Source organism: Pseudomonas sp. WS 5059 (assembly GCF_012985525.1).
GTDB lineage: Bacteria > Pseudomonadota > Gammaproteobacteria > Pseudomonadales > Pseudomonadaceae > Aquipseudomonas.
Genome location: NZ_JAAQWO010000006.1, coordinates 217,549 through 239,308, shown reverse-complemented (window position 1 = coordinate 239,308; position 21,760 = coordinate 217,549). Strand labels below are relative to the sequence as shown.

The 21,760-nt window shown below is 62.2% G+C and carries 18 protein-coding genes; 17 read left to right on the top strand and 1 reads right to left on the bottom strand.

What is annotated here, in order from left to right; all coding sequences use genetic code 11:
• Positions 1 to 19: 19 nt before the first annotated feature.
• The 4 genes from recJ to HBO12_RS19125 all read left to right on the top strand — a co-directional run bounded on the left by recJ (position 20) and on the right by HBO12_RS19125 (position 4,077).
• Positions 20 to 1,729 carry a single-stranded-DNA-specific exonuclease RecJ gene (gene recJ / locus HBO12_RS19140; protein WP_170042950.1) on the top strand — a complete coding sequence of 570 codons (1,710 nt, stop codon included), beginning with the start codon at positions 20 to 22 and terminating at the stop codon, positions 1,727 to 1,729.
• 170 nt (positions 1,730 to 1,899) lie between these two features.
• A complete protein-coding gene (locus HBO12_RS19135; protein WP_170042949.1) occupies positions 1,900 to 3,006 on the top strand; it encodes an NADH:flavin oxidoreductase/NADH oxidase in 1,107 nt (368 codons plus the stop codon).
• Positions 3,007 to 3,111: 105 nt separating this feature from the next.
• Positions 3,112 to 3,645, top strand: coding sequence for a GNAT family N-acetyltransferase (locus tag HBO12_RS19130; protein ID WP_169955692.1), 534 nt, complete (start codon positions 3,112 to 3,114; stop codon positions 3,643 to 3,645).
• 246 nt (positions 3,646 to 3,891) lie between these two features.
• Entirely contained in the window at positions 3,892 to 4,077 is a 186-nt protein-coding gene (locus HBO12_RS19125) for a hypothetical protein (RefSeq protein WP_169955693.1), read from the top strand.
• 45 nt (positions 4,078 to 4,122) lie between these two features.
• Here the strand turns inward: HBO12_RS19125 and HBO12_RS19120 are convergent, their stop codons facing one another.
• Positions 4,123 to 5,748 (bottom strand): glucan biosynthesis protein D, encoded by a 1,626-nt coding sequence (locus HBO12_RS19120; protein WP_169955694.1) that lies wholly within the window; start codon positions 5,746 to 5,748, stop codon positions 4,123 to 4,125.
• A gap of 999 nt (positions 5,749 to 6,747) precedes the next feature.
• Between HBO12_RS19120 and HBO12_RS19115 the strand changes: the two genes are divergently transcribed.
• From HBO12_RS19115 to HBO12_RS19055, 13 genes are all read left to right on the top strand, one after another.
• On the top strand, positions 6,748 to 7,458 hold the full coding sequence (locus HBO12_RS19115) for a tellurite resistance TerB family protein (RefSeq protein ID WP_169955695.1): 711 nt from the start codon (positions 6,748 to 6,750) through the stop codon (positions 7,456 to 7,458).
• Positions 7,459 to 7,605: 147 nt separating this feature from the next.
• On the top strand, positions 7,606 to 9,228 hold the full coding sequence (locus HBO12_RS19110) for a methyl-accepting chemotaxis protein (protein ID WP_169955696.1): 1,623 nt from the start codon (positions 7,606 to 7,608) through the stop codon (positions 9,226 to 9,228).
• The gene (locus tag HBO12_RS19105) at positions 9,228 to 9,752 is read left to right on the top strand and encodes a chemotaxis protein CheW (protein ID WP_170042948.1); all 525 of its coding nucleotides are present in this window, start codon (positions 9,228 to 9,230) and stop codon (positions 9,750 to 9,752) included. Before HBO12_RS19110 ends, HBO12_RS19105 begins: the two co-directional genes overlap by 1 nt.
• Positions 9,749 to 11,014 (top strand): CheR family methyltransferase, encoded by a 1,266-nt coding sequence (locus HBO12_RS19100; RefSeq protein ID WP_170042947.1) that lies wholly within the window; start codon positions 9,749 to 9,751, stop codon positions 11,012 to 11,014. The genes HBO12_RS19105 and HBO12_RS19100 overlap by 4 nt, the downstream gene beginning before the upstream one ends.
• The gene (locus HBO12_RS19095) at positions 11,011 to 11,709 is read left to right on the top strand and encodes a chemotaxis protein CheW (protein ID WP_170042946.1); all 699 of its coding nucleotides are present in this window, start codon (positions 11,011 to 11,013) and stop codon (positions 11,707 to 11,709) included. The genes HBO12_RS19100 and HBO12_RS19095 overlap by 4 nt, the downstream gene beginning before the upstream one ends.
• The gene (locus HBO12_RS19090; protein WP_170042945.1) at positions 11,706 to 14,003 is read left to right on the top strand and encodes a hybrid sensor histidine kinase/response regulator; all 2,298 of its coding nucleotides are present in this window, start codon (positions 11,706 to 11,708) and stop codon (positions 14,001 to 14,003) included. The genes HBO12_RS19095 and HBO12_RS19090 overlap by 4 nt, the downstream gene beginning before the upstream one ends.
• Positions 14,000 to 15,010: a chemotaxis response regulator protein-glutamate methylesterase gene (gene cheB / locus HBO12_RS19085; RefSeq protein ID WP_169955701.1), complete on the top strand. Its 1,011-nt coding sequence runs from the start codon at positions 14,000 to 14,002 to the stop codon at positions 15,008 to 15,010. Before HBO12_RS19090 ends, cheB begins: the two co-directional genes overlap by 4 nt.
• Before the next feature lie 51 nt (positions 15,011 to 15,061).
• Positions 15,062 to 16,063: a diguanylate cyclase gene (locus HBO12_RS19080; RefSeq protein ID WP_169865341.1), complete on the top strand. Its 1,002-nt coding sequence runs from the start codon at positions 15,062 to 15,064 to the stop codon at positions 16,061 to 16,063.
• A 235-nt stretch (positions 16,064 to 16,298) separates the two neighbouring features.
• Positions 16,299 to 17,394, top strand: a protein-coding gene (prfB, locus tag HBO12_RS19075; RefSeq protein WP_104911704.1) for a peptide chain release factor 2 whose coding sequence is annotated in 2 segments (ribosomal slippage) — positions 16,299 to 16,370 and positions 16,372 to 17,394 — 1,095 coding nt in all. Because the reading frame shifts where the segments join, the coding sequence is not laid out codon by codon here.
• A gap of 110 nt (positions 17,395 to 17,504) precedes the next feature.
• On the top strand, positions 17,505 to 19,004 hold the full coding sequence (gene lysS, locus HBO12_RS19070) for a lysine--tRNA ligase (protein ID WP_170042944.1): 1,500 nt from the start codon (positions 17,505 to 17,507) through the stop codon (positions 19,002 to 19,004).
• Between the two features lie 108 nt (positions 19,005 to 19,112).
• Complete coding sequence (locus HBO12_RS19065; protein WP_029300174.1) at positions 19,113 to 19,829, top strand: TetR/AcrR family transcriptional regulator; 717 nt, start codon at positions 19,113 to 19,115, stop codon at positions 19,827 to 19,829.
• Positions 19,830 to 19,872: 43 nt separating this feature from the next.
• Entirely contained in the window at positions 19,873 to 20,421 is a 549-nt protein-coding gene (locus HBO12_RS19060; RefSeq protein WP_170042943.1) for a hypothetical protein, read from the top strand.
• Positions 20,422 to 20,442: 21 nt separating this feature from the next.
• Positions 20,443 to 21,720, top strand: coding sequence for a flavohemoglobin expression-modulating QEGLA motif protein (locus HBO12_RS19055; RefSeq protein ID WP_169955704.1), 1,278 nt, complete (start codon positions 20,443 to 20,445; stop codon positions 21,718 to 21,720).
• The last annotated feature ends 40 nt before the right edge of the window (positions 21,721 to 21,760 follow it).

Genomic DNA, 21,760 nt, shown 5'->3' with positions numbered 1-21,760 from the left:
CAGAAGCCCCCATCACCCCATGCGCATCGATCCCCGCCCATTGCCCGCCGTCCTGCCGTTCCTCGGTGAATTGCCACCGTTGTTGACCCGTCTCTACGCCGCCCGTGGCGTGACTTCGCAGGATGAGCTGGATAAAAGCCTGGCGCGGCTGATTCCCTATCAGCAGCTCAAAGGGATCGATGCCGCCGTGGACTTGCTGGTGACGGCCCTGGAGCAGCGCCAGCGCATCCTGATCGTCGGTGACTTCGACGCCGATGGCGCCACCGCCAGCACCGTGGGCACCCTGGGCCTGCGCTTGCTCGGGGCGGCGCATGTGGATTACCTGGTGCCCAACCGCTTCGAATACGGCTACGGCCTGACCCCGGAAATCGTCGCCGTGGCCTTGCAGCGCGAGCCACAGTTGCTGATCACCGTGGACAACGGCATCTCCAGTGTCGAAGGCGTGGCGGCGGCGAAGGCGGCAGGGCTCAAGGTGCTGGTCACCGACCACCACTTGCCCGGTGATGAACTGCCGGCGGCCGATGCCATCGTCAACCCGAACCAGCCCGGTTGCGGGTTCCCCAGCAAGGCCCTGGCGGGCGTCGGGGTGATCTTCTATGTGCTGATGGCCTTGCGTGCGCGCCTGCGCAGCCTGGGCTGGTACGACAAGCAACCGCAGCCCAATATCGGCGAGTTGCTCGACCTGGTGGCCCTGGGCAGCGTGGCCGACGTGGTGCCGCTGGATGCCAACAACCGCATCCTGGTCTACCAGGGCCTGGAGCGGATTCGCGCCGGGCGTGCGCGGCCGGGCATCAAGGCGATCCTGGAAGTGGCCAAGCGCGACCACACGCGCATCACCTCCACCGACCTGGGCTTTATCCTCGGTCCACGGCTCAATGCGGCCGGGCGCCTGGATGACATGAGCCTGGGCATCGAATGCCTGCTCACCAGCGACTTCGCCCAGGCCCGGGAAATGGCCGCGCAACTGGATGGCATGAACCAGGACCGTAAGGCCATCGAGCAGGGCATGCAGCGCGAAGCCCTGGCCCAGCTCAAGGACTTGCCGCTGGACTCGATGCCGTTTGGCCTGTGCCTGTTCGACCCGGAGTGGCACCAGGGTGTGATCGGGATCCTCGCGTCGCGTATGAAAGAGCGCTATTTCCGCCCCACCATCGCCTTTGCCGACGCCGGTGATGGCCTGCTCAAGGGTTCCGGGCGCTCGGTGCCGGGCTTTCATATCCGTGATGCCCTGGCGGTGGTGGCCAGCCAGCACCCGAACCTGATCGCCAAATACGGCGGCCACGCCATGGCGGCGGGCCTGACCTTGCCTGAAGCCAACTTCCCGTTGTTCGCCGACGCCTTCGACGCCGAAGTGCGCCGACAACTGCGTGAAGAAGACCTCACCGGGCGCCTGCTGTCCGATGGCACCTTGGCGGTGGAAGAGTTCCACCTGGAACTGGCCCGCGCCCTGCGCAACGCCGGGCCCTGGGGCCAGCATTTTCCCGAGCCGCTGTTTCACGGGGTGTTTCAACTGGTGGAGCAACGGGTGGTGGGCGAGCGTCACCTCAAGGTGGTGCTCAAGAGTGAGTGTGGCGCGGTAGAGCTCGATGGCATTGCCTTTGGCATCGACCGCGAAGTGTGGCCGAACCCGACCATTCGCTGGGTGGAGCTGGCCTACAAGCTGGACGTCAATGAATTCCGTGGCCAGGAAACCGTGCAGCTGATGATTGCCCACATCGAACCACGCTGAACCCTGTGCAATCCCCGGTTGTCGACTAGTCTCTAAGCACTGTGTGATTGGTCTTGTGATCTTGTCTGTTTTTTAGCCCGAAGGGGACGGGCCTTTCATCTTTTCGTCACCCGCACCGGTCAGACAGAACCCTGGAGCCAATGCCCACCGGATACGAGAAGAGGTGCCCCATGAGTCTGTTGCTTGAACCCTATACCCTGCGCCAATTGACCCTGCTCAACCGCATTGCTGTGTCGCCGATGTGCCAGTACTCCGCCGTTGATGGTCTGGCCAATGACTGGCACCTGGTGCACTTGGGCAGCCGTGCCGTTGGCGGCGCCGGGCTGATTTTCAGCGAAGCCACCGCCGTCACTGCCGATGGCCGCATCACCGCCCAGGACCTGGGCCTGTGGAACGATGCCCAGATTGAGCCGCTGCAGCGTATCACCCGCTTTATCCGCGCCCAGGGCGCGGTGGCGGGGATCCAACTGGCCCACGCCGGGCGCAAGGCCAGTACCCATCGGCCATGGATCGGCAAGCACGGCAGCGTCAAGCCCGCAGACGGTGGCTGGGTGCCGGTAGGTCCGTCGCCCATCGCCTTCGACCCGCAGCACACCGCGCCCCGGCAGTTGGACGAAGGGCAAATCCAGCAAGTGATCGCCGACTTCGTGGCCGCTGCCAAGCGTGCCCTGGCTGCCGGATTCCAAGTGGTAGAAATCCATGCCGCCCATGGTTATTTGCTGCATCAATTTCTCTCGCCCTTGAGCAATCAGCGTCAGGATCAATACGGCGGATCCTTTGAAAACCGCATCCGTCTGGTGTTGCAAGTCACCCAGGCAGTGCGCGATGTGTGGCCGCAAGAGCTGCCGCTGTTTGTACGCGTCTCGGCCACCGACTGGGTGGAAGACGGCTGGAACCCCGACGAAACCGTGGAACTGGCACGCCGCCTCAAAGACCTGGGTGTGGACCTGATCGACGTGTCCTCCGGTGGCACCGCCGCCAATGCCGAAATCCCCATCGGGCCGGGTTATCAAACGCGCTTTGCCGAGCGTGTGCGCAAGGAGTCCGGCATGGCCACGGGCACGGTTGGCATGATTACCGAGCCGGCCCAGGCCGAGCATATTCTGCGCACCTGCCAGGCCGACATCATCTTCCTTGCCCGCGAACTGCTGCGTGACCCGTACTGGCCATTGCACGCCGATGACGACCTGGGCGGGCGTAAGGCGATCTGGCCGGCGCAATACCAGCGGGCTACCCACCGCGACCAGCCGATCCATGAGTCTGACTTGCGCGACTGATTTTTTACATTCGTCACCCAGACCCACCGCTGATCACGGTGGGTTTTTTCTTGCCTGTCGCCGGGGGAGTAGCGATCCTGAGCGTCCTGGACGCTGGAGGCCAAGATGCTGGTGGAACGTGATTTGAATGAAAGCGACATTCCCCTGCTGGCGTTGATTGACCGTACTGAGCAGATTGATGAGTGCTATCGCCTGGAACACGGCGAGTTGGTGCTCTATGCCGCTCACCACGACATGCGCGGCTGGCCCGAAGGCGAAGCCGAGCAGGATGCCCTGGAACTGCATGCCTGCTGGCTGCGCGGGGGGTGGTTGCATGGGGTGTTTGCTGGCCCGACGCTGCTGGCGGCAGCGGTGGTGGATAACCGGGTGATCCATAACCAGGGCCTGCGTATGCATCAGCTCAAGTTCCTGCATGTCAGCCACAGTGGCCGAGGGCATGGGCTGGGCGGGCGGCTGCTGGCGCTGGCCTGCGCGCACGGGGTAACGCTGGGTGCGCAGGCGCTGTATATCTCGGCCACCGAGTCGCGCAACACCGTGGATTTTTATCTGCATCACGGCTGTCGTTTGCTCAAGCAGCCCGACAGCGAGCTGTACCACCGGGAACCCACTGACATCCACTTGTATCGCCCGCTGCCCTGATCTGGCCGGCATCAGGCGCGTACACGGCCGTCGGTGCGTGAGGATTTTCTGAAGGTCTTTTGCCTCAAGGCAATTATTTAAGTGAATACTCTAAAAAAATCTCACACGCGCCAGGATAGTTTCTACGCTTGAAGTAAGGCGGCTTCTGGCCCAGGAAGTCAGTCTGTTTGCTCGCTGAGGCATTGCACTTCGCGGGCAGGGTTATGGGCATCAGGAGTTGTTGTTTACTACACGGAGAAACATTCCATGACCAAGTGCATTGGTGTAGCAGGGGTTCTGACGCTTTTTTTCAGGCGCAAGCTGTCATTGCATGGCCGCCGGCTGAGCTCGGACGAGACGCAACTGCTGGAGCAGTACCGGGCCTTGACGGAAAGCGATCAGGTTGCGATGCGTTATCTGATTGGCGCGATGAAGAGTATTTCGCGCTTTTGAACCGGCAGGGGCGTTCCCACGCCATGAGCGTGGGAACGCCTGGCATCAGCTGTACTTGCGCTTGTCCGGTGCGGGTGGGAAGTACTGGTACAACCAGGTTTCACTCAAGGTACGGTCATTGGTGCGAATGAACAGGCGCATCTCCACCGGCTCCACGCTGTCGCTGGTCGGGTACCAGTCGAAGAGGATGCGGTAGCCCTTGATGTCATCCAGCACCAGCACGCTGAAGTCTTTTACTTCGCCATGGGAGCAGGTGACCACCGGCTCGATCCCGGTGCCAGCGGGCAGGCGGTCGAGGCCGCCGCCCTTGAAGTCCACGGCAAAACGACGAGCCCAGACCGGTGGGTAATGCTCACCCGGTGCCCAGCCTTCGGTGAAGCCGCCCATGCCGGAACGGGTCGCGTTGACTTGCGCCAGCGGCGTGCTGACCGGGGGCAGGGCGCTCCAATAGAGCTTGTAGCCAAAGTTCAGGGAGTCGCCGGCGGCCACCGGTTTTTTCGGGGTCCAGAAGGCGACGATGTTGTCCATGGTCTCGCCGGTGGTAGGAATCTCCAACAGGTCGACAGAGCCTTCGCCCCACGCGGTGGTCGGTTCCACCCACAGGCTTGGGCGCTTGCTGTACCAGTCGACGGTGTCCTGGTAACTGGCGAACTCATGGTCGGTCTGCACCAGGCCGAAACCTTTCGGGTCTTTATCGGCGAAGGCATTGAATTGCAGGGTGGCCGGGTTGTTCAGCGGGCGGCAGATCCACTCGCCGTTGCCGCGCCACATCGCCAGGCGATCGGAGTCGTGGATCTGCGGGTGGATGGTGTCGCACATGCGCCGCTCATGGGTGCCGCAACTGAACATGCTGGTCATCGGTGCGATGCCCATCTGCTGGATCGCGGTGCGCGCGTTGATATGGGCGTCGATGGCCATCACCACCTGGGTGGCCTGGCAGTCGATATCGAAGCGATAGGCACCGGTGGCGCTCGGCGAGTCGAGCAGGGCGTAGACCACGAAACGGGTGCTGTCCTTGTCCGGCGTCTCGAACCAGAACTGGGTGAAATCGGGGAATTCTTCGCGTTTGTCGGCGTAGGTGTCGATGGCCAGGCCACGTGCCGAAAGGCCGTACTGGCCTGTGTTATCCACCGCGCGGAAATAGCTGGCGCCGAGGAAAGACACCACGTCGTGGCGGTCCAGTTCCGGGGCCTTGAACAGCTTGAAGCCGGAAAAACCCAGGTCGCCCTTGAGCTGCTTGGTATCGACCGTGGTTTTTTCATAGTTGAACAGCGACGGACGGAAATGCACCTCCCGCGCCTGGCGGGTCTTGGGGTCGACACTGTGCATGCGCACCGGGGTCTTGAAGCCCATGCCGACGTGGAAAAACTGCACGTCCAACTGGCCTTTGAGATCTTTCCACAGCGAATGATTGCCGTCGTAGCCGATGGCATTGAAATTCTGCGGGGTCATGGTCGCCAGGGTCGGCGGCAGCACCTGGCGGGTGTCCTGATACTGTTTGCCGGCCAGTTGCTTGGCTTGCAGCTTGAGCCAGTCGAAGTCGAACGCCTTGGCGTCGCCATCGGCTGCACGATTCCCGGCCCAGGCCTGGGCGGCCAGCAGGCCACTGGCCGACAGCCCGGTGTAGGCCGCGATGGCCATAGACGCTTTGAGCAAATTCCTGCGGTGCATAAATACAACCTGTGGTGAGCAATCCCGTGCCGTTCCTGGCGCGTGCTGGATCAGAAATAACGGTTCGGACATGCCTTCGGCCAAACGCAACGGACATTAAACAGATGCCAGATAGCTTAAGGGGTTCGGTAGGGAAGGAAAATTGATTGATAGCGGGATGATGGCGTTGCATATGAAACAAGACGTGTCAGCAGGGGAGGTTGCTGGGGATGGCTTTGGGTCGGTGTGTATATCCATTGCTGCGGTCAGGGCCGCTATTGGTTCCGCCCTTACGGCGGGTCACTTTCGAAGAGCGCGAAAGTAACCAAAGCGCTTTTGCCCCACCACTCGGTGCCTCGCCTAGGCTCGGCATGCCCGCAGTCAGGCATTGCTCCGTGGGCCCGCCGCGATCGGCCATCCATGGCCGTGTCGCGTCTACCCCGGCATCCATGCCGGGGTGCCCACTGCGCAATACCTGCCTGCGGCCATCGTGGTTTAACGGGGCGCCTGAGATCAAAAGCCAGATCAAAAACAGAGCAACAGCAACAGCAGAGATAGAGCGCGAAGCTGCATTCCCCTGTAGGAGCGGGCTTGCCCGCGATGGCGGTGTATCAGTCGATGAATCTGTTGGCAGACCTGCCGTCATCGCGGGCAAGCCCGCTCCTACAGGGGTACGCGCACGCTTCGATAACCAGGTCGGCTGTCAGGCCGCCTCGCTTTGCTTTAGATCTGAGGCGGCCCCCCAAATCAATGTCGGATGACGGGCACACCGAGCCTGGGCGAGGTGCCGAGTGGTGGGGCAGGTGCCCTTTTGGTTACTTTTGGGGCTCTTTTCCAAAAGTGACCCGCTGTAAGAGCGGAACCAATAGCGGCCCAGACCGCAGCAATGGATATACACACCGACCCAAAACCATCGCAGTTGAGTTACATCTGGAAGCACTCTATATCCAGGAATATTGGCACTTAGTTTTACGCTGACGGCCTATTAAACCTATGAACCCAAGTCTCTGGAGGCTATGAATGAATACCCGTGGATTGCTTGATCAATTGCTCAAGTCCGGCCAGGACATGTTGCAAAACAAGGCTGGCGGTCAACGTAAAGGTGATGACAAAGGCGCCCTGGGCGGCCTGCTCGGCGGTGGCGGGCTCGGCAGCCTGCTGGGCGGCGCAGGTGGTGGGGCGTTGGCGGCCGGGGCCATGGGCCTGCTGCTGGGCAACAAAAAAGCCCGCAACTTTGGCGGTAAAGCCCTCACTTATGGCGGCCTCGCAGCACTCGGCGTGATCGCCTACAAGGCATACGGCAACTGGCAGGCACAACAGGCCGGCGCGCCCAAAGGCGAGCCGCAGACCCTCGACCGCCTGCCACCGGCCCAGGTCGAACTGCATAGCCAGGCCATTCTCAAGGCGTTGGTAGCCGCCGCCAAGGCCGATGGCCATGTCGATGAGCGCGAGCGCGCCTTGATCGAAGGCGAGTTCGTCAAGCTGGACAACGACCAGGAGCTGCAACACTGGCTGCATGCCGAGCTCAACAAACCCCTGGACCCCAGCGATGTAGCGCGCGCCGCCAGCACCCCGGAAATGGCCGCCGAAATGTACATCGCCAGCGTCATGCTGGTGGACGAGGAAAACTTCATGGAGAAGTCCTACCTCGACGAACTGGCCCGCCAGCTCAAGCTGGAGCCAGGCCTGAAGACCGAGCTGGAAAAACAGGTGCGCCAAGCCACGCTCTGACCCGGCCGGTACAGAAAAACACCCCGCCGCCATCCAGGTTGCGGGGTGTTTTTGTATTCCTTGAGACTTGGCCCACAACCCATTGATAAATGATGGCACGGCCTCAGCTATACTCCCCGGCATTTGATCGGCCCTCGAGGAAATACTGTGAAGAACTGGACCTTGCGCCAACGCATATTGGCGAGCTTTGCGGTCATTATCGCCATCATGCTGCTGATGGTTGTGGTCTCGTACTCACGGTTGCTGAAGATCGAAACGAGCGAAAACTCGGTACGCGACGACGCCGTACCGGGGGTGTTTTTCAGCTCGATGATCCGCAGCGCCTGGGTCGACAGCTACCTGCAGACCCAGGAACTGATCGGGCTGCGTGAGCACCAGGGCATTTCCGACGCTGATCGCCAGGATTACAAGTCGTTCGAGGCACGCCTCGAGCAGCATATGGCCAGTTACGCCAATACGATCAATATCGACCAGGATCGTACCGAGTTCGACACCTTCGAAGCCCTGCACCAGAAGTACAACCAGGTGCTGGCCCAGGTCCTGGAACTGCACCAGGCCAACAAGGAAGCCGAGGCAGTCAAAATGTTCGACGAGCAACTGACCCCGGCCTGGACCGCAGGGCGCATGAAGCTCAATGACATCATCAACGAGAACAAGCAGGTGGCCGATAAAGCCACTGCGGCCATCGATGACGCCGTAGCTGCCGCGAAAATCAGTATGGGCGTGTCGCTGCTCCTCGCGATCCTTGCCGCCGGCCTGTGCGGGCTGCTGCTGATGCGCGCGATCATGGCGCCGATGAAACGCATCGTCGACATCCTCGAAACCATGCGCACCGGTGATCTGAGCAAGCGCCTGAACCTGGAGCGCAAGGACGAGTTCGGCGCCGTCGAGACCGGCTTCAACGACATGATGACCGAGCTGACCGCCCTGGTCTCCCAGGCCCAGCGTTCGTCGGTGCAGGTCACCACCTCGGTGACCGAGATTGCCGCCACCTCCAAGCAGCAACAGGCCACAGCCACCGAAACGGCCGCCACCACCACCGAAATCGGTGCGACCTCGCGGGAAATTGCCGCCACGTCCAAGGACCTGGTGCGCACCATGACCGAAGTGTCCACCGCCGCCGACCAGGCTTCGGTGGCCGCCGGTTCCGGCCAGCAGGGCCTGGCCCGCATGGAAGAAACCATGCACTCGGTGATGGGCGCCGCGGACCTGGTCAACGCCAAGCTGGCGATCCTCAACGAGAAGGCCGGCAACATCAACCAAGTGGTGGTGACCATTGTCAAGGTGGCCGACCAGACCAACCTGCTGTCCCTCAACGCCGCCATCGAGGCCGAGAAGGCCGGTGAATACGGGCGCGGCTTTGCCGTGGTCGCTACTGAAGTGCGGCGCCTGGCCGACCAGACTGCCGTGGCCACCTACGATATCGAGCAGATGGTGCGCGAGATCCAATCGGCGGTATCGGCCGGTGTGATGGGCATGGACAAGTTCTCCGAAGAGGTCCGGCGCGGCATGTTCGAAGTGCAGCAAGTGGGCGAGCAACTGTCGCAGATCATCCATCAGGTGCAGGCCCTGGCGCCGCGCGTGCTGATGGTCAACGAGGGCATGCAGGCCCAGGCCACCGGTGCCGAGCAGATCAACCATGCCTTGGTGCAGTTGGGCGATGCCAGCAGCCAGACCGTGGAGTCCCTGCGCCAGGCCAGCTTTGCCATTGATGAATTGAGCCAGGTTGCGGTGGGTCTGCGCAGCGGCGTGTCGCGTTTTAAAGTCTGATGAGTGATCCAGCGGCTAAACGCGGCGCGGTAACGGCAGCCAGAAAAGCCTTGTTCCTGGTATTTCATATCGGCAGCGAGCGCTACGCCCTCAAGGCCACGGAAGTGGCCGAGGTGTTGCCGCGCCTGCCGCTCAAGCCCATCGCCCATGCGCCGGTGTGGGTCGCCGGGATTTTCGCCCATCGCGCCAACATGGTGCCGGTGATCGATCTCAGTGCCCTGACCTTTGGTACACCGGCCCAAGCCCGTACCAGCACGCGGCTGGTACTGGTCAACTATCGCCCAGAGGCGTGGCTGGAGCCGCGCTGGCTGGGGCTGATCCTCGAACAGGCGACTGACACCCTGCGCTGCGATCCGGCGGATTTCCAACCCTACGGCCTGGACAATCGCCAGGCGCCGTACCTGGGCCCGGTGCGCGAAGACGAACGGGGCCTGACACAGTGGATTGGCGTCGCCGACCTGCTCACCGCCGAGGTCCGCGCCTTGCTGTTTGCCCCCGACCTGACTGTTGGGGAGGCGGGATGAGCAGTGACCAACGCTTTTTCGACTTCCTCAAGGAGCGTATCGGCCTGGATGTCGCCTCGGTGGGCGAAGCGATTATCGAGCGCGCCGTGCGCCAGCGCAGCCAGGCATTGCAGGGGCTGAGCGCCGATCAATACTGGCAGCGCCTGCAAACCAGCAGCGAGGAACAACAGGCGTTGATCGAAGCGGTCATCGTCCCCGAGACCTGGTTTTTCCGTTACCCCGAATCCTTCGCCACCCTGGCGCGGCTGGCCGTCACGCGACTGGGCGAGATCAAGCACATGCGCGCCCTGCGTATCCTCAGCCTGCCGTGCTCCACTGGCGAGGAACCCTATTCCATCGCCATGGCCCTGCTCGATGCGGGCCTTTCGCCCCACCAGTTCAAGGTGCAGGGCATGGACGTCAGCCCGCTGTCGGTGGAACGGGCGCGGCGTGGGGTGTATGGCAAGAATTCCTTTCGTGGCCAGGACATCGAGTTTCGTGAGCGGCATTTCAGCGCCGAAGATGACGGCTACCGCGTCGCTGATCGGGTGCGTGAACAGGTGCGCCTGCAAGTGGGCAACCTGCTGGATCCGCAGTTGCTGGCCAACGAGCCGACCTATGACTTTGTGTTTTGCCGCAACCTGTTGATCTATTTCGACCAGCCGACCCAGAAGCAGGTGTTTGAAGTGCTCAAGGGCCTGACCCATGTCGACGGTGTGCTGTTTATCGGCCCGGCCGAAGGCAGCCTGCTGGGGCGCCTGGGCATGCGTTCGATTGGGGTGCCGCAGTCGTTTGCCTTCAGTCGTCATGCCCAAACCACACCCGAACCGGTCTTCACCCCGACACCGCCTCCGGTGCCCCAGCGCAGCGCCGCGCCGATTGCGAGTAAACCCCGGCCATTCAGGGCATTCGCCACGCCGGTGCTGCCGACCAAGCCGGCACCCGTGCACTCGGATGCGGCGCAGCTGCTCGGGCAGATCGCAACCCTGGCCAATGAAGGCAAAAGCCTTGAGGCCCGTGCGGCCTGCGAGCGCTACCTGCAAAACCATCCACCGGCGGCCCAGGTGTTCTATTGGCTGGGCCTGCTTAGCGATGTAGCGGGTAGCGCCCTGGAAGCCCAGGGGTATTATCGAAAAGCCTTGTACCTGGAGCCCCAGCATCCGCAGGCCTTGATGCACCTGGCCGCGCTGCTGGAATCCCAGGGCGATACGGCGGGGGCGCGGCGCTTGCAAGCCCGTGCTGCCCGTAGCGAGCGAGCCGCCGACAGTGAGCCTAAACGATGAGTAGCTCCGCACTCCCGGACACCGACCTGGACCTGACGGTGGCCGATACCCAGGCCATCGACGATTGCTGGAACCGCATCGGGATCCACGGCGATAAATCCTGCCCGTTGCTGGCCGAGCACATCCACTGCCGCAACTGTGCAGTGTATTCCGCTGCCGCCACCCGCCTGCTGGATCGTTATGCCTTGCAGCAGGAAGACCATCGGCATGCCGCCGCCGCGCAGGCGGACGATGAGGTGGCCACCCGGTCGTTGCTGATGTTCCGCCTGGGCGAGGAGTGGCTGGGCATCGCCACCCGTTGCCTGGTGGAAGTGGCGCCGCTGCAGCCGATCCATTCCTTGCCCCACCAGCGCTCGCGGGCGCTGCTCGGGGTCGCCAATGTGCGCGGCGCGCTGGTGGCCTGCCTGTCCCTGGTGGAACTGCTCGGGCTCGACAGCACGGGCGGCGGCCCCAGCGGCGGGCGGATCATGCCGCGCATGTTGATCATCGCCGCGCAGGACGGCCCGGTGGTGGTGCCGGTGGATGAAGTGGATGGCATCCATGCCATCGATGAGCGCACCCTCAAAGCGGCGTCTGCGTCCGGCACCCAGGCCAGTGCGCGCTACACCCAGGGTGTGTTGCAGTTCAAGGGCCGCAGCCTGCGCTGGCTGGACGAGGCGCAATTGCTGTCTGCCGTGACCCGGAGCCTGTCATGACCCCCGACCAGATGCGCGACGCCTCGCTGCTGGAACTGTTCAGCCTGGAAGCCGATGCCCAGACCCAGGTCCTGAGTGCCGGCTTGCTGGCCCTGGAGCGCAACCCGACCCAGGCCGACCAGCTCGAAGCCTGCATGCGCGCGGCGCATTCGCTCAAGGGCGCGGCGCGGATTGTCGGGGTCGACGCTGGCGTCAGCGTGGCCCACGTGATGGAAGACTGCCTGGTCAGCGCCCAGGAAAGCCGGTTGTACCTGCAACCCGAACATATCGACGCGTTGTTGCAGGGCACCGACCTGCTGATGCGCATCGCCACACCGGGCAACAGCGTGGGCCCGGCCGATATCCAGGCGTATGTGGCGCTGATGGAGCGCTTGCTGGATCCGTCGCAACCCACGGCCAAAGTGGTTGCACCGCCGCCTGTGACTGCGCCGCCTGCGCAGCCGTTGCCGCCCCTTGAAGAGTCGCTGCTATTGCCCCCGGAACCGGAGGCCGCGCCGCCCGTCAGCAGTGATACGCCGCGCCAGAACAAACGCATGACCGAAGGCGGCGAGCGCGTGTTGCGGGTCACGGCCGAGCGCTTGAACAGCCTGTTGGACCTGTCCAGCAAATCCCTGGTGGAAACCCAGCGGCTCAAGCCGTACCTGTCCAGCCTGCAACGCCTCAAGCGCATCCAGAGCAACGGCGCCCGAGCCCTGGACAACCTCGACGGCCAGCTCAAGACGGTCGACCTGAACCTCGAAGCCCAGGAAGCCCTGGCCGATGCCCGCCGCCTGTTGAGCGAAGCGCAGTTGCTGCTGGCGGAAAAGACCGCCGAGCTCGATGAGTTCGGCTGGCAGGCCGGGCAACGTGCCCAGGTGCTATATGACACGGCGCTGGCGTGCCGCATGCGCCCGTTTGCCGATGTGCTGGCGGGGCAGGCGCGCATGGTGCGTGACCTGGGCCGCAGCCTGGGCAAACAGGTACGCCTGGAAATCGAAGGCGAGAAGACCCAGGTCGACCGCGATGTGCTGGAAAAACTCGAGGCGCCGCTGACCCATTTGTTGCGCAATGCCGTCGATCACGGCATCGAAATGCCCGAGCAGCGCCTGCTGGCGGGCAAGCCGGCCGAGGGCCTGATCCGCCTGCGCGCTTCGCACCAGGCTGGCCTGCTGGTGCTGGAGTTGAGCGATGACGGCAACGGCGTCGATCTGGAGCGCCTGCGCGGCAGTATTGTCGAGCGCAATCTGTCGCCGCTGGAAACCGCCTTGCGCCTGAGCGAAGAGGAATTGCTGACCTTCCTGTTCCTGCCGGGCTTCAGCCTGCGCGACAAGGTGACTGAAGTCTCCGGGCGCGGCGTCGGCCTGGATGCGGTGCAGCACATGGTCCGCCAACTGCGTGGTGCGGTGGTGCTGGAACAGACGGCGGGGCAGGGCAGCCGCTTCCATCTGGAGGTGCCGCTGACCTTGTCGGTGGTGCGCAGCCTGGTGGTGGAAGTTGGCGAAGAAGCCTACGCCTTTCCCCTGGCCCACATCGAACGCATGTGCGACCTGGAACCTGACGAAATCGTGCAGTTGGAAGGCCGCCAGCATTTCTGGCACGAAGGCCGGCATGTCGGCCTGGTCGCGGCCAGCCAGCTATTACAGCGCCCGCCCGGGCAGGCCAACCAGGACACCCTCAAGGTCGTGGTGATCCGCGAGCGCGATGCGGTGTACGGGATTGCCGTGGAGCGCTTTATCGGCGAACGCACCCTGGTGGTGTTGCCGCTGGATGATCGCCTGGGCAAGGTGCAGGATATTTCTGCCGGCGCGCTGCTGGACGACGGCTCGGTGGTGCTGATCGTCGATGTCGAGGACATGCTGCGTTCGGTGGACAAGCTGCTCAATACCGGTCGCCTGGAGCGCATTGCCCGCCGCGCGCAGCAAACCGTGGAGGCTGCACGCAAGCGCATTCTGGTGGTGGATGACTCACTGACCGTGCGCGAACTGCAGCGCAAGCTATTACTTAATCGTGGATATGACGTGGCGGTCGCCGTCGATGGCATGGATGGCTGGAATGCTCTGCGTTCCGAAGACTTCGACCTGCTGATCACTGACATTGATATGCCTCGCATGGACGGTATTGAATTGGTCACACTTTTGCGCCGAGACACTCGCCTGCAGTCGCTGCCGGTGATGGTGGTGTCCTACAAGGATCGCGAAGAAGACCGGCGTCGCGGCCTGGATGCCGGCGCCGACTATTACCTGGCCAAGGCCAGTTTCCATGACGATGCCCTGCTCGATGCAGTGGTAGAACTGATTGGAGGCGCCCGGGCATGAAGATCGCCATCGTCAATGACATGCCCCTGGCGGTCGAGGCCTTGCGCCGGGCCTTGAGCTTCGAGCCGGCCCACGAAGTGGTGTGGGTGGCCACCAATGGCCTGGAAGCGGTGCAGCGCTGCGCCGAGCTGACGCCGGACCTGATCCTGATGGACTTGATCATGCCGGTGATGGATGGCGTCGAGGCGACCCGGCAGATCATGGCCGAGACGCCATGCGCTATCGTTATCGTCACCGTGGATCGCCAGCAGAATGTCAGCCGCGTGTTCGAAGCCATGGGCCATGGCGCCCTGGACGTGGTGGACACCCCGGCCCTGGGGGTTGGCGATGCCAAGGAGGCGGCCGCGCCCCTGTTGCGCAAGATCCTCAATATCGGCTGGCTGATCGGCCAGCGCGGCAGCCGGGTGCGCGCCGAACCTGTGCATCCGCGAGGGACGGGCAAGCGCCAGAGCTTGGTGGCGATCGGCTCTTCGGCCGGTGGCCCGGCGGCGCTGGAAACCCTGCTCAAGGGCTTGCCTCGGGACTTTGCCGCAGCCATTGTGCTGGTGCAGCATGTGGACCAGGTGTTCGCCGCCGGCATGGCCGAGTGGCTGAGCAGCGCCTCGGGCCTGCCGGTGCGCCTGGCGCGTGAAGGGGAGCCGCCGCAAAGCGGCGTGGTGTTGCTGGCCGGCACCAATCATCATATCCGGCTGCTGAAAAACGGCACGCTGGCCTACACGGCGGAGCCCGTGAACGAGATTTATCGGCCGTCCATCGACGTGTTTTTCGAGAGCGTCGCCAGCCATTGGAACGGCGATGCCGTCGGCGTCTTGCTGACCGGCATGGGACGCGACGGAGCCCAGGGACTCAAATTGATGCGTCAGCAGGGCTATCTGACCATCGCTCAGGATCAGCAGAGCTGTGCGGTTTACGGCATGCCCAAAGCGGCAGCGGCGATTGATGCCGCTGTTGAGATTCGCCCATTGGACAGAATTGCGCCACGATTGCTGGAGGTATTCGCAAAATGACCGATATAACTCGCTGTCCTGGCCTGCACGTAGTAATTCAGGTGACCGCAAATGAATGATTTACAGCTCGACGACTTCAAGACCGACGAAAACGCCGCCATGGTGTTGCTGGTGGACGACCAGGCGATGATCGGCGAAGCCGTGCGGCGCGGTCTGGCCCATGAGGACAATATCGACTTCCACTTCTGTGCCGACCCCCACCAGGCCATCTCCCAGGCGATCCGCATCAAGCCGACGGTGATTCTCCAGGACCTGGTCATGCCCGGGCTGGACGGCCTGACCCTGGTGCGTGAATACCGTAACCATCCGGCGACCCAGAACATCCCGATCATTGTGCTTTCGACCAAGGAAGACCCGCTGATCAAGAGCGCCGCGTTTGCCGCCGGGGCCAATGACTACCTGGTGAAACTGCCGGACAACATCGAGCTGGTGGCGCGGATCCGCTACCACTCGCGCTCCTATATGACCCTGCTGCAGCGGGACGCGGCCTACCGTGCGCTGCGGGTCAGCCAGCAACAACTGCTGGACACCAACCTGGTGCTGCAACGCCTGATGAATTCCGACGGCTTGACCGGGTTGTCCAACCGCCGGCACTTCGACGAATACCTGGAGCTGGAATGGCGACGCGCCATGCGTGACCAGACCCAGTTGTCGTTGCTGATGATCGACGTGGACTTCTTCAAGACCTACAACGACAGCTTTGGCCACCTGGAAGGGGACGAAGCATTGCGCAAGGTGGCGGCGAGCATTCGCGACGCCAGCAGCCGTCCTTCGGACCTGCCGGCGCGCTACGGGGGCGAAGAGTTTGCCCTGGTGCTGCCCAACACCTCGCCGGGTGGTGCGCGGCTGGTGGCCGAGAAACTTCGCCAGGCCGTTGCCGCGCTGAAAATCCCGCACATCGCACCCTCTGAAGGGGCGAGCCTGACCATCAGCATTGGTCTTGCGACCATGACGCCACTGCTGGGGACCGATTGCCGGCAATTGATCTCGGCAGCGGACAAGGGGTTGTACCTGGCCAAGCACAATGGGCGCAACCAGGTGGGGATCGAATAGCCTGCGAACACCGCCAACCCAATGTAGGAGCTGGCTTGCCTGCGATGGCGTCTCCTCGGTCTACTTGATACACCTAGTCGTCTGTATCGCAGGCAAGCCAGCTCCTACATTTGATCTTTATCGGGCTGTAGATATCACACAAACCCAGCCTTTTCGGCCAAGCGGACTGCCGTTTCCAGCCTTTTGCCGTTATACTCGCCGGCTTTCAAAAGTTCGCCAACGAGTGCTGCCCGCCATGGAAATCAACCCGATCCTGAACACCATCAAGGACCTGTCCGAGCGCTCCGAAACTATTCGGGGGTATCTTTGACTACGATCAAAAGCATGAGCGTCTGACCGAAGTCAATCGCGAGCTTGAAGATCCGGCTGTCTGGAACAAACCTGAATACGCCCAGGAACTGGGCCGCGAGCGCGCTGCGCTGGCGCAGATCGTCGACACCCTCGACGAATTGAACACCGGTCTGGGCGACTGCCGCGACCTGCTGGACATGGCCGTCGAAGAAAACGACGAAGGCGCAGTGGGCGATGTCGTCGCCGAGCTGGCCCGTCTCGAGGACAACCTCGCCAAACTCGAATTCCGCCGCATGTTCAGCCACGAAATGGACCCGAACAACGCCTACCTGGATATCCAGGCCGGTTCCGGCGGCACCGAAGCCCAGGACTGGGCCAACATCCTGCTGCGCATGTACCTGCGCTGGGCTGACAAACGCGGTTTCGAAGCAACCATCATGGAACTGTCCGCCGGTGAAGTTGCCGGTATCAAGGGCGCGACCGTGCATATCAAGGGTGAATACGCCTTTGGCTGGTTGCGTACCGAGATCGGCGTACACCGCCTGGTGCGCAAGAGCCCGTTCGACTCCGGCAACCGTCGCCACACTTCGTTCTCTGCGGTTTTCGTCTCCCCCGAGATCGACGACAAGGTGGAAATCGAGATCAACCCGGCCGACCTGCGCATCGACACCTACCGCTCCTCCGGTGCCGGTGGCCAGCACGTAAACACCACCGACTCGGCCGTACGTATCACCCACGTACCGACCAACACCGTGGTCAGTTGCCAGAACGAACGTTCCCAGCACGCGAACAAGGACACCGCCATGAAAATGCTGCGGGCCAAGTTGTACGAGCAGGAAATGCAGAAGCGCAACGCCGCTTCCCAGGCACTGGAAGACACCAAGTCGGATATCGGCTGGGGCCACCAGATCCGTTCGTATGTGCTTGATGCGTCGCGGATCAAGGATCTGCGCACTAACATCGAACGCAGCGACTGCGACAAGGTACTCGACGGCGATATTGACGAATACCTGGAAGCCAGCCTGAAATCAGGCCTGTAATACATGCAACGCGGGATTGGCTGACACTCCTCGATCCCTGTGGGAGCGGGCTTGCCCGCGATCCCCAGCCGCAGGCTGGGGACAACGAACCAGATGGAATATTTAAAGACATGAGCGACCAACAACTCGATCAGGCCCTGCAACAGGAAGAAAACTCCTTGATCGCCCTGCGCAAGGAAAAGCTTGCTGCCGAGCGTGCCAAGGGTAACGCCTTCCCCAACGACTTCCGCCGCGAAAACTACTGCGATGCCTTGCAGAAGCAATACGCGGACAAGACCAAGGAAGAGCTGGCAGAAGCTGCGATCCCAGTCAAGGTGGCAGGTCGCATCATGCTCAACCGTGGCTCGTTCATGGTGATCCAGGACATGACCGGGCGCATCCAGGTCTACGTCAACCGCAAGACCCTCTCGGAAGAAACCCTGGCCTCGGTGAAAACCTGGGACATGGGCGACATCATTGCCGCCGAAGGCACCCTGGCCCGTTCCGGCAAGGGCGACCTGTACGTCGAAATGACCAACGTGCGCCTGCTGACCAAGTCGCTGCGCCCGCTGCCAGACAAGCACCACGGCCTGACCGACACCGAGCAGCGCTATCGCCAGCGCTACGTCGACCTGATCGTCAACGAAGAAGTGCGCCAGACGTTCCGCGTGCGCTCGCAAGTGATCGCGCACATCCGCAGCTTCCTGATGGCCCGTGACTTCCTCGAAGTCGAGACGCCGATGCTGCAGACCATTCCGGGCGGCGCGGCAGCCAAGCCGTTCGAAACCCACCACAATGCCCTGGACATGGAAATGTTCCTGCGTATCGCGCCAGAGTTGTACCTCAAGCGCCTGGTGGTCGGTGGTTTTGAAAAGGTGTTCGAGATCAACCGCAACTTCCGTAACGAAGGTGTCTCGACCCGTCACAACCCAGAATTCACCATGTTGGAGTTCTACCAGGCCTACGCCGACTACGAAGACAACATGGACCTGACCGAAGAACTGTTCCGCGAGCTGGCGCAACTGGTTCTCGGGACTACCGACGTGCCGTACGGCGACAAGGTGTTCCACTTCGGCGAGCCGTTCGTGCGCCTGTCGGTGTTCGATTCGATCCTCAAGTACAACCCCGAGCTGACCGCTGACGACCTGAACGACATCGACAAGGCTCGCGCCATTGCCAAGAAAGCCGGGGCCAAGGTCCTGGGCTTCGAAGGCCTGGGCAAGCTGCAGGTGATGATTTTCGAAGAACTGGTGGAGCACAAGCTGGAACAGCCGCACTTCATTACCCAGTACCCGTTCGAAGTGTCGCCGCTGGCCCGTCGCAACGACGACAACCCGAACGTCACCGACCGTTTCGAGCTGTTTATCGGTGGTCGCGAAATCGCCAACGCCTACTCCGAGCTTAACGATGCGGAAGACCAGGCCGAGCGTTTCATGGCCCAGGTGGCTGACAAGGACGCCGGTGACGACGAAGCCATGCACTACGACGCCGACTTTGTGCGGGCGCTGGAGTACGGCATGCCGCCAACGGCCGGTGAAGGTATCGGTATCGACCGCCTGGTGATGTTGTTGACCAACTCACCGTCGATCCGCGATGTCATCTTGTTCCCGCACATGCGGCCGCAAGCGTAACCTTAGCGAATCCCGAAGCCGCCTTTTATAAGGCGGCTTTTTTGTGTGGCCTGTACTAACGTCAAGCGTACGGCGCCAGACTTTTGTTGAGTGAGAGGACGATCTTTCGTGAAGCGCGTAATGGCTCAAGAAGGCGCCGCTGGCATCGCTGCCGCCGTGGCTGAAAGTGTTCAGTACCAGGGCCGCAAGGCCAGTCGCCAGGGCAGCGAACAGCGTCGCCAGGATATTCTCGACGCGGCCATGCGCATTGTCGTGCGCGATGGCGTGCGGGCGGTGCGCCATCGGGCGGTGGCGGCGGAGGCCGGCGTGCCGCTGTCGGCCACCACCTACTATTTCAAGGATATCGACGACCTGCTCACCGACACCTTTGCCCAGTATGTGGAGCGCAGTGCGGCGTTCATGGGCAAGTTGTGGGTGCGCAACGAAGGTTTGCTGCGCGAGATGGTGGCCTACGGTGATGGCAGTGCCGAGTCGCGCTCGCAACTGGCCGATGATATTGCGCGGCTGACTGCCGATTACGTCCTGCGCCAACTGCTCAACCGGCGTGAGTACCTGATGGCCGAACAGGCCTTTCGCCAGGAAGCCTTGTTGAACCCGCGCCTGGGCGAACTGGTACGTTCTCACCAGCAGATTTTGTTGCAGGGCACTTGCCAGTTTTTCCAGGTGCTGGGCTCCCGCGAGCCGCAACAAGATGCCAAAGTGTTGACGGCGATTATCAGTCGGATGGAATATCAGGGCCTGCTGTTCGAGCCCGAGGCCCTGACTGGCGAAGAAATGCTCGAGATTCTCAAGCGTTACATGCACCTGGTACTGGCCTCGGTCTAGTCATGTGGGGGCCAGGCTGCCCAAAACAGCTGTGGAGTGATGGATGAAAACCTGGCGTGTGTTAGTGACCGCGATGGTGTCGCTGCTCCTGAGCGGCTGCCTGGTGACCTTCAAGGAGCCCCTGCCGGCCAGCGAGGCCGCACCTGACGCGCTGCTGGGCAAGTGGGCCAGCAGGAACGCCTGGGGCGAGCCGCTCGACCTGCAGATCAGCCGGGTGGGCCAGCATCGCTACAAGGCAGTGAGCACCTCGCAGACCCAGCCGATCAAGCGCGACGAGTATTTGTTCAGTGTGTCCCGCCACGGCAACCGCTGGTACCTGTCGGCGCCGCTGCCAAACAAGCTGGGCGGGCACTTTATCCTCGCCGGGTTTGAATTGAATGAGGCCCGCGAACTGGTGGTCTACAACCTCGATCCCGAGGCGATCAACCAGGCCATCACGCACAAAACCCTGAGTGGCAGCAGTGTCGAGACCGTCGAAGGGGACGGGACATTGATCGACAGCCCCATGAGCCAGGTCTTGGCTTACCTGGATGATCCGGCCAACGCCGATGTGTTTGTCGAAGCCGTACGCTATAAACATGTGGGCAAATAACGTTTAAAGAGGAAGCACCGGGTGGACGATTACCAGCAGACGATACGCACCTTGTCCGATCGCATTGTGCTGGCGCAAACACCGATTCGCGTCCTCGACGCCGTGAAGTGGGACGACAACATTCGCAAGGGCTTCCTCCAGGGCAAGGGCAAGCACATGCCGGCCGTGGACCGCGACTATTACCTGAACCGGCCACTGTCGTTCGATTCCAGCAAGGTGAAGCTGGAGTTCCAGAACATTGAGCGTGATATCACTCGCCAATTGGGCCAGTTCAACCCGGTCGGGCAGATCATGCGGCGTATGTGCAAGGAATACCGCATGGTGGTGCGCATGCTCGAAGCCCGTGGCACCGAGGATTTCGGCCTGATTTCCCAGGAACTCTACGGCGCGGCCTCCGATGCATTCCATGCCGGCGACCCGACCCTGGCCGACCTGGGCCTGATGCTCTCCGATTACCTGAACAATATCGACGGCCGTGGCGATCTCAAGGACGAAGCCAAGACCCTGACTGCCAAGGACGCCGTCAGCCTGCTGCAAAGCCGCCTGAACAAGGTGTTTGGCGAGGCCGAGGAAACCATCCGCGTATTTGAGTCCGATGGCATCGTCGCCGACGCGGCGGCGGGTGCCGACTACATCAAGATCCGCACCGATGCGATGTTCAACGAGCGCGATGTGCGGGCCCTGGAAGTCCACGAAGGGCTGGTCCATGTGGGCACCACCCTCAACGGCCAGAACCAGCCGATCTGCACCTTCCTGTCCAAGGGCCCACCGTCGTCGACCGTGACCCAGGAGGGCCTGGCGATCCTGATGGAGATCATCACCTTCGCCTCCTACCCCAGCCGCCTGCGCAAACTGACCAACCGCACCCGCGCGATCCATATGGTGGAAGAGGGTGCCGATTTCCTGCAGGTGTTCGAGTTCTTCCGCGAGCAGGGCTTTGAAATGGCCGAGAGCTACGGCAACGCCAGCCGGGTGTTTCGCGGCTCGACGCCGACGGGCCTGCCGTTTACCAAGGATCTGTCCTACCTCAAGGGCTTTATCATGGTCTACAACTACATCCAGCTGGCCGTGCGCAAGGGCAAGCTGGAGCAGGTGCCGCTGTTGTTCTGCGGCAAGACCACCCTGGAAGACATGCGCACCTTGCGCCAACTGGTGGACGAAGGCCTGGTGGTGCCACCCAAGTACTTGCCGGAGCAGTTTCGCGATATGAACGCGTTGTCGGCGTGGATGTGCTTCTCCAACTTCCTCAATCACCTGAGCCTGGACCGGATCGAGGCGGACTACTCCAATATCCTCTGACCAAATCCCATCAACTGTAGGAGCTGGCTTGCCTGCGATC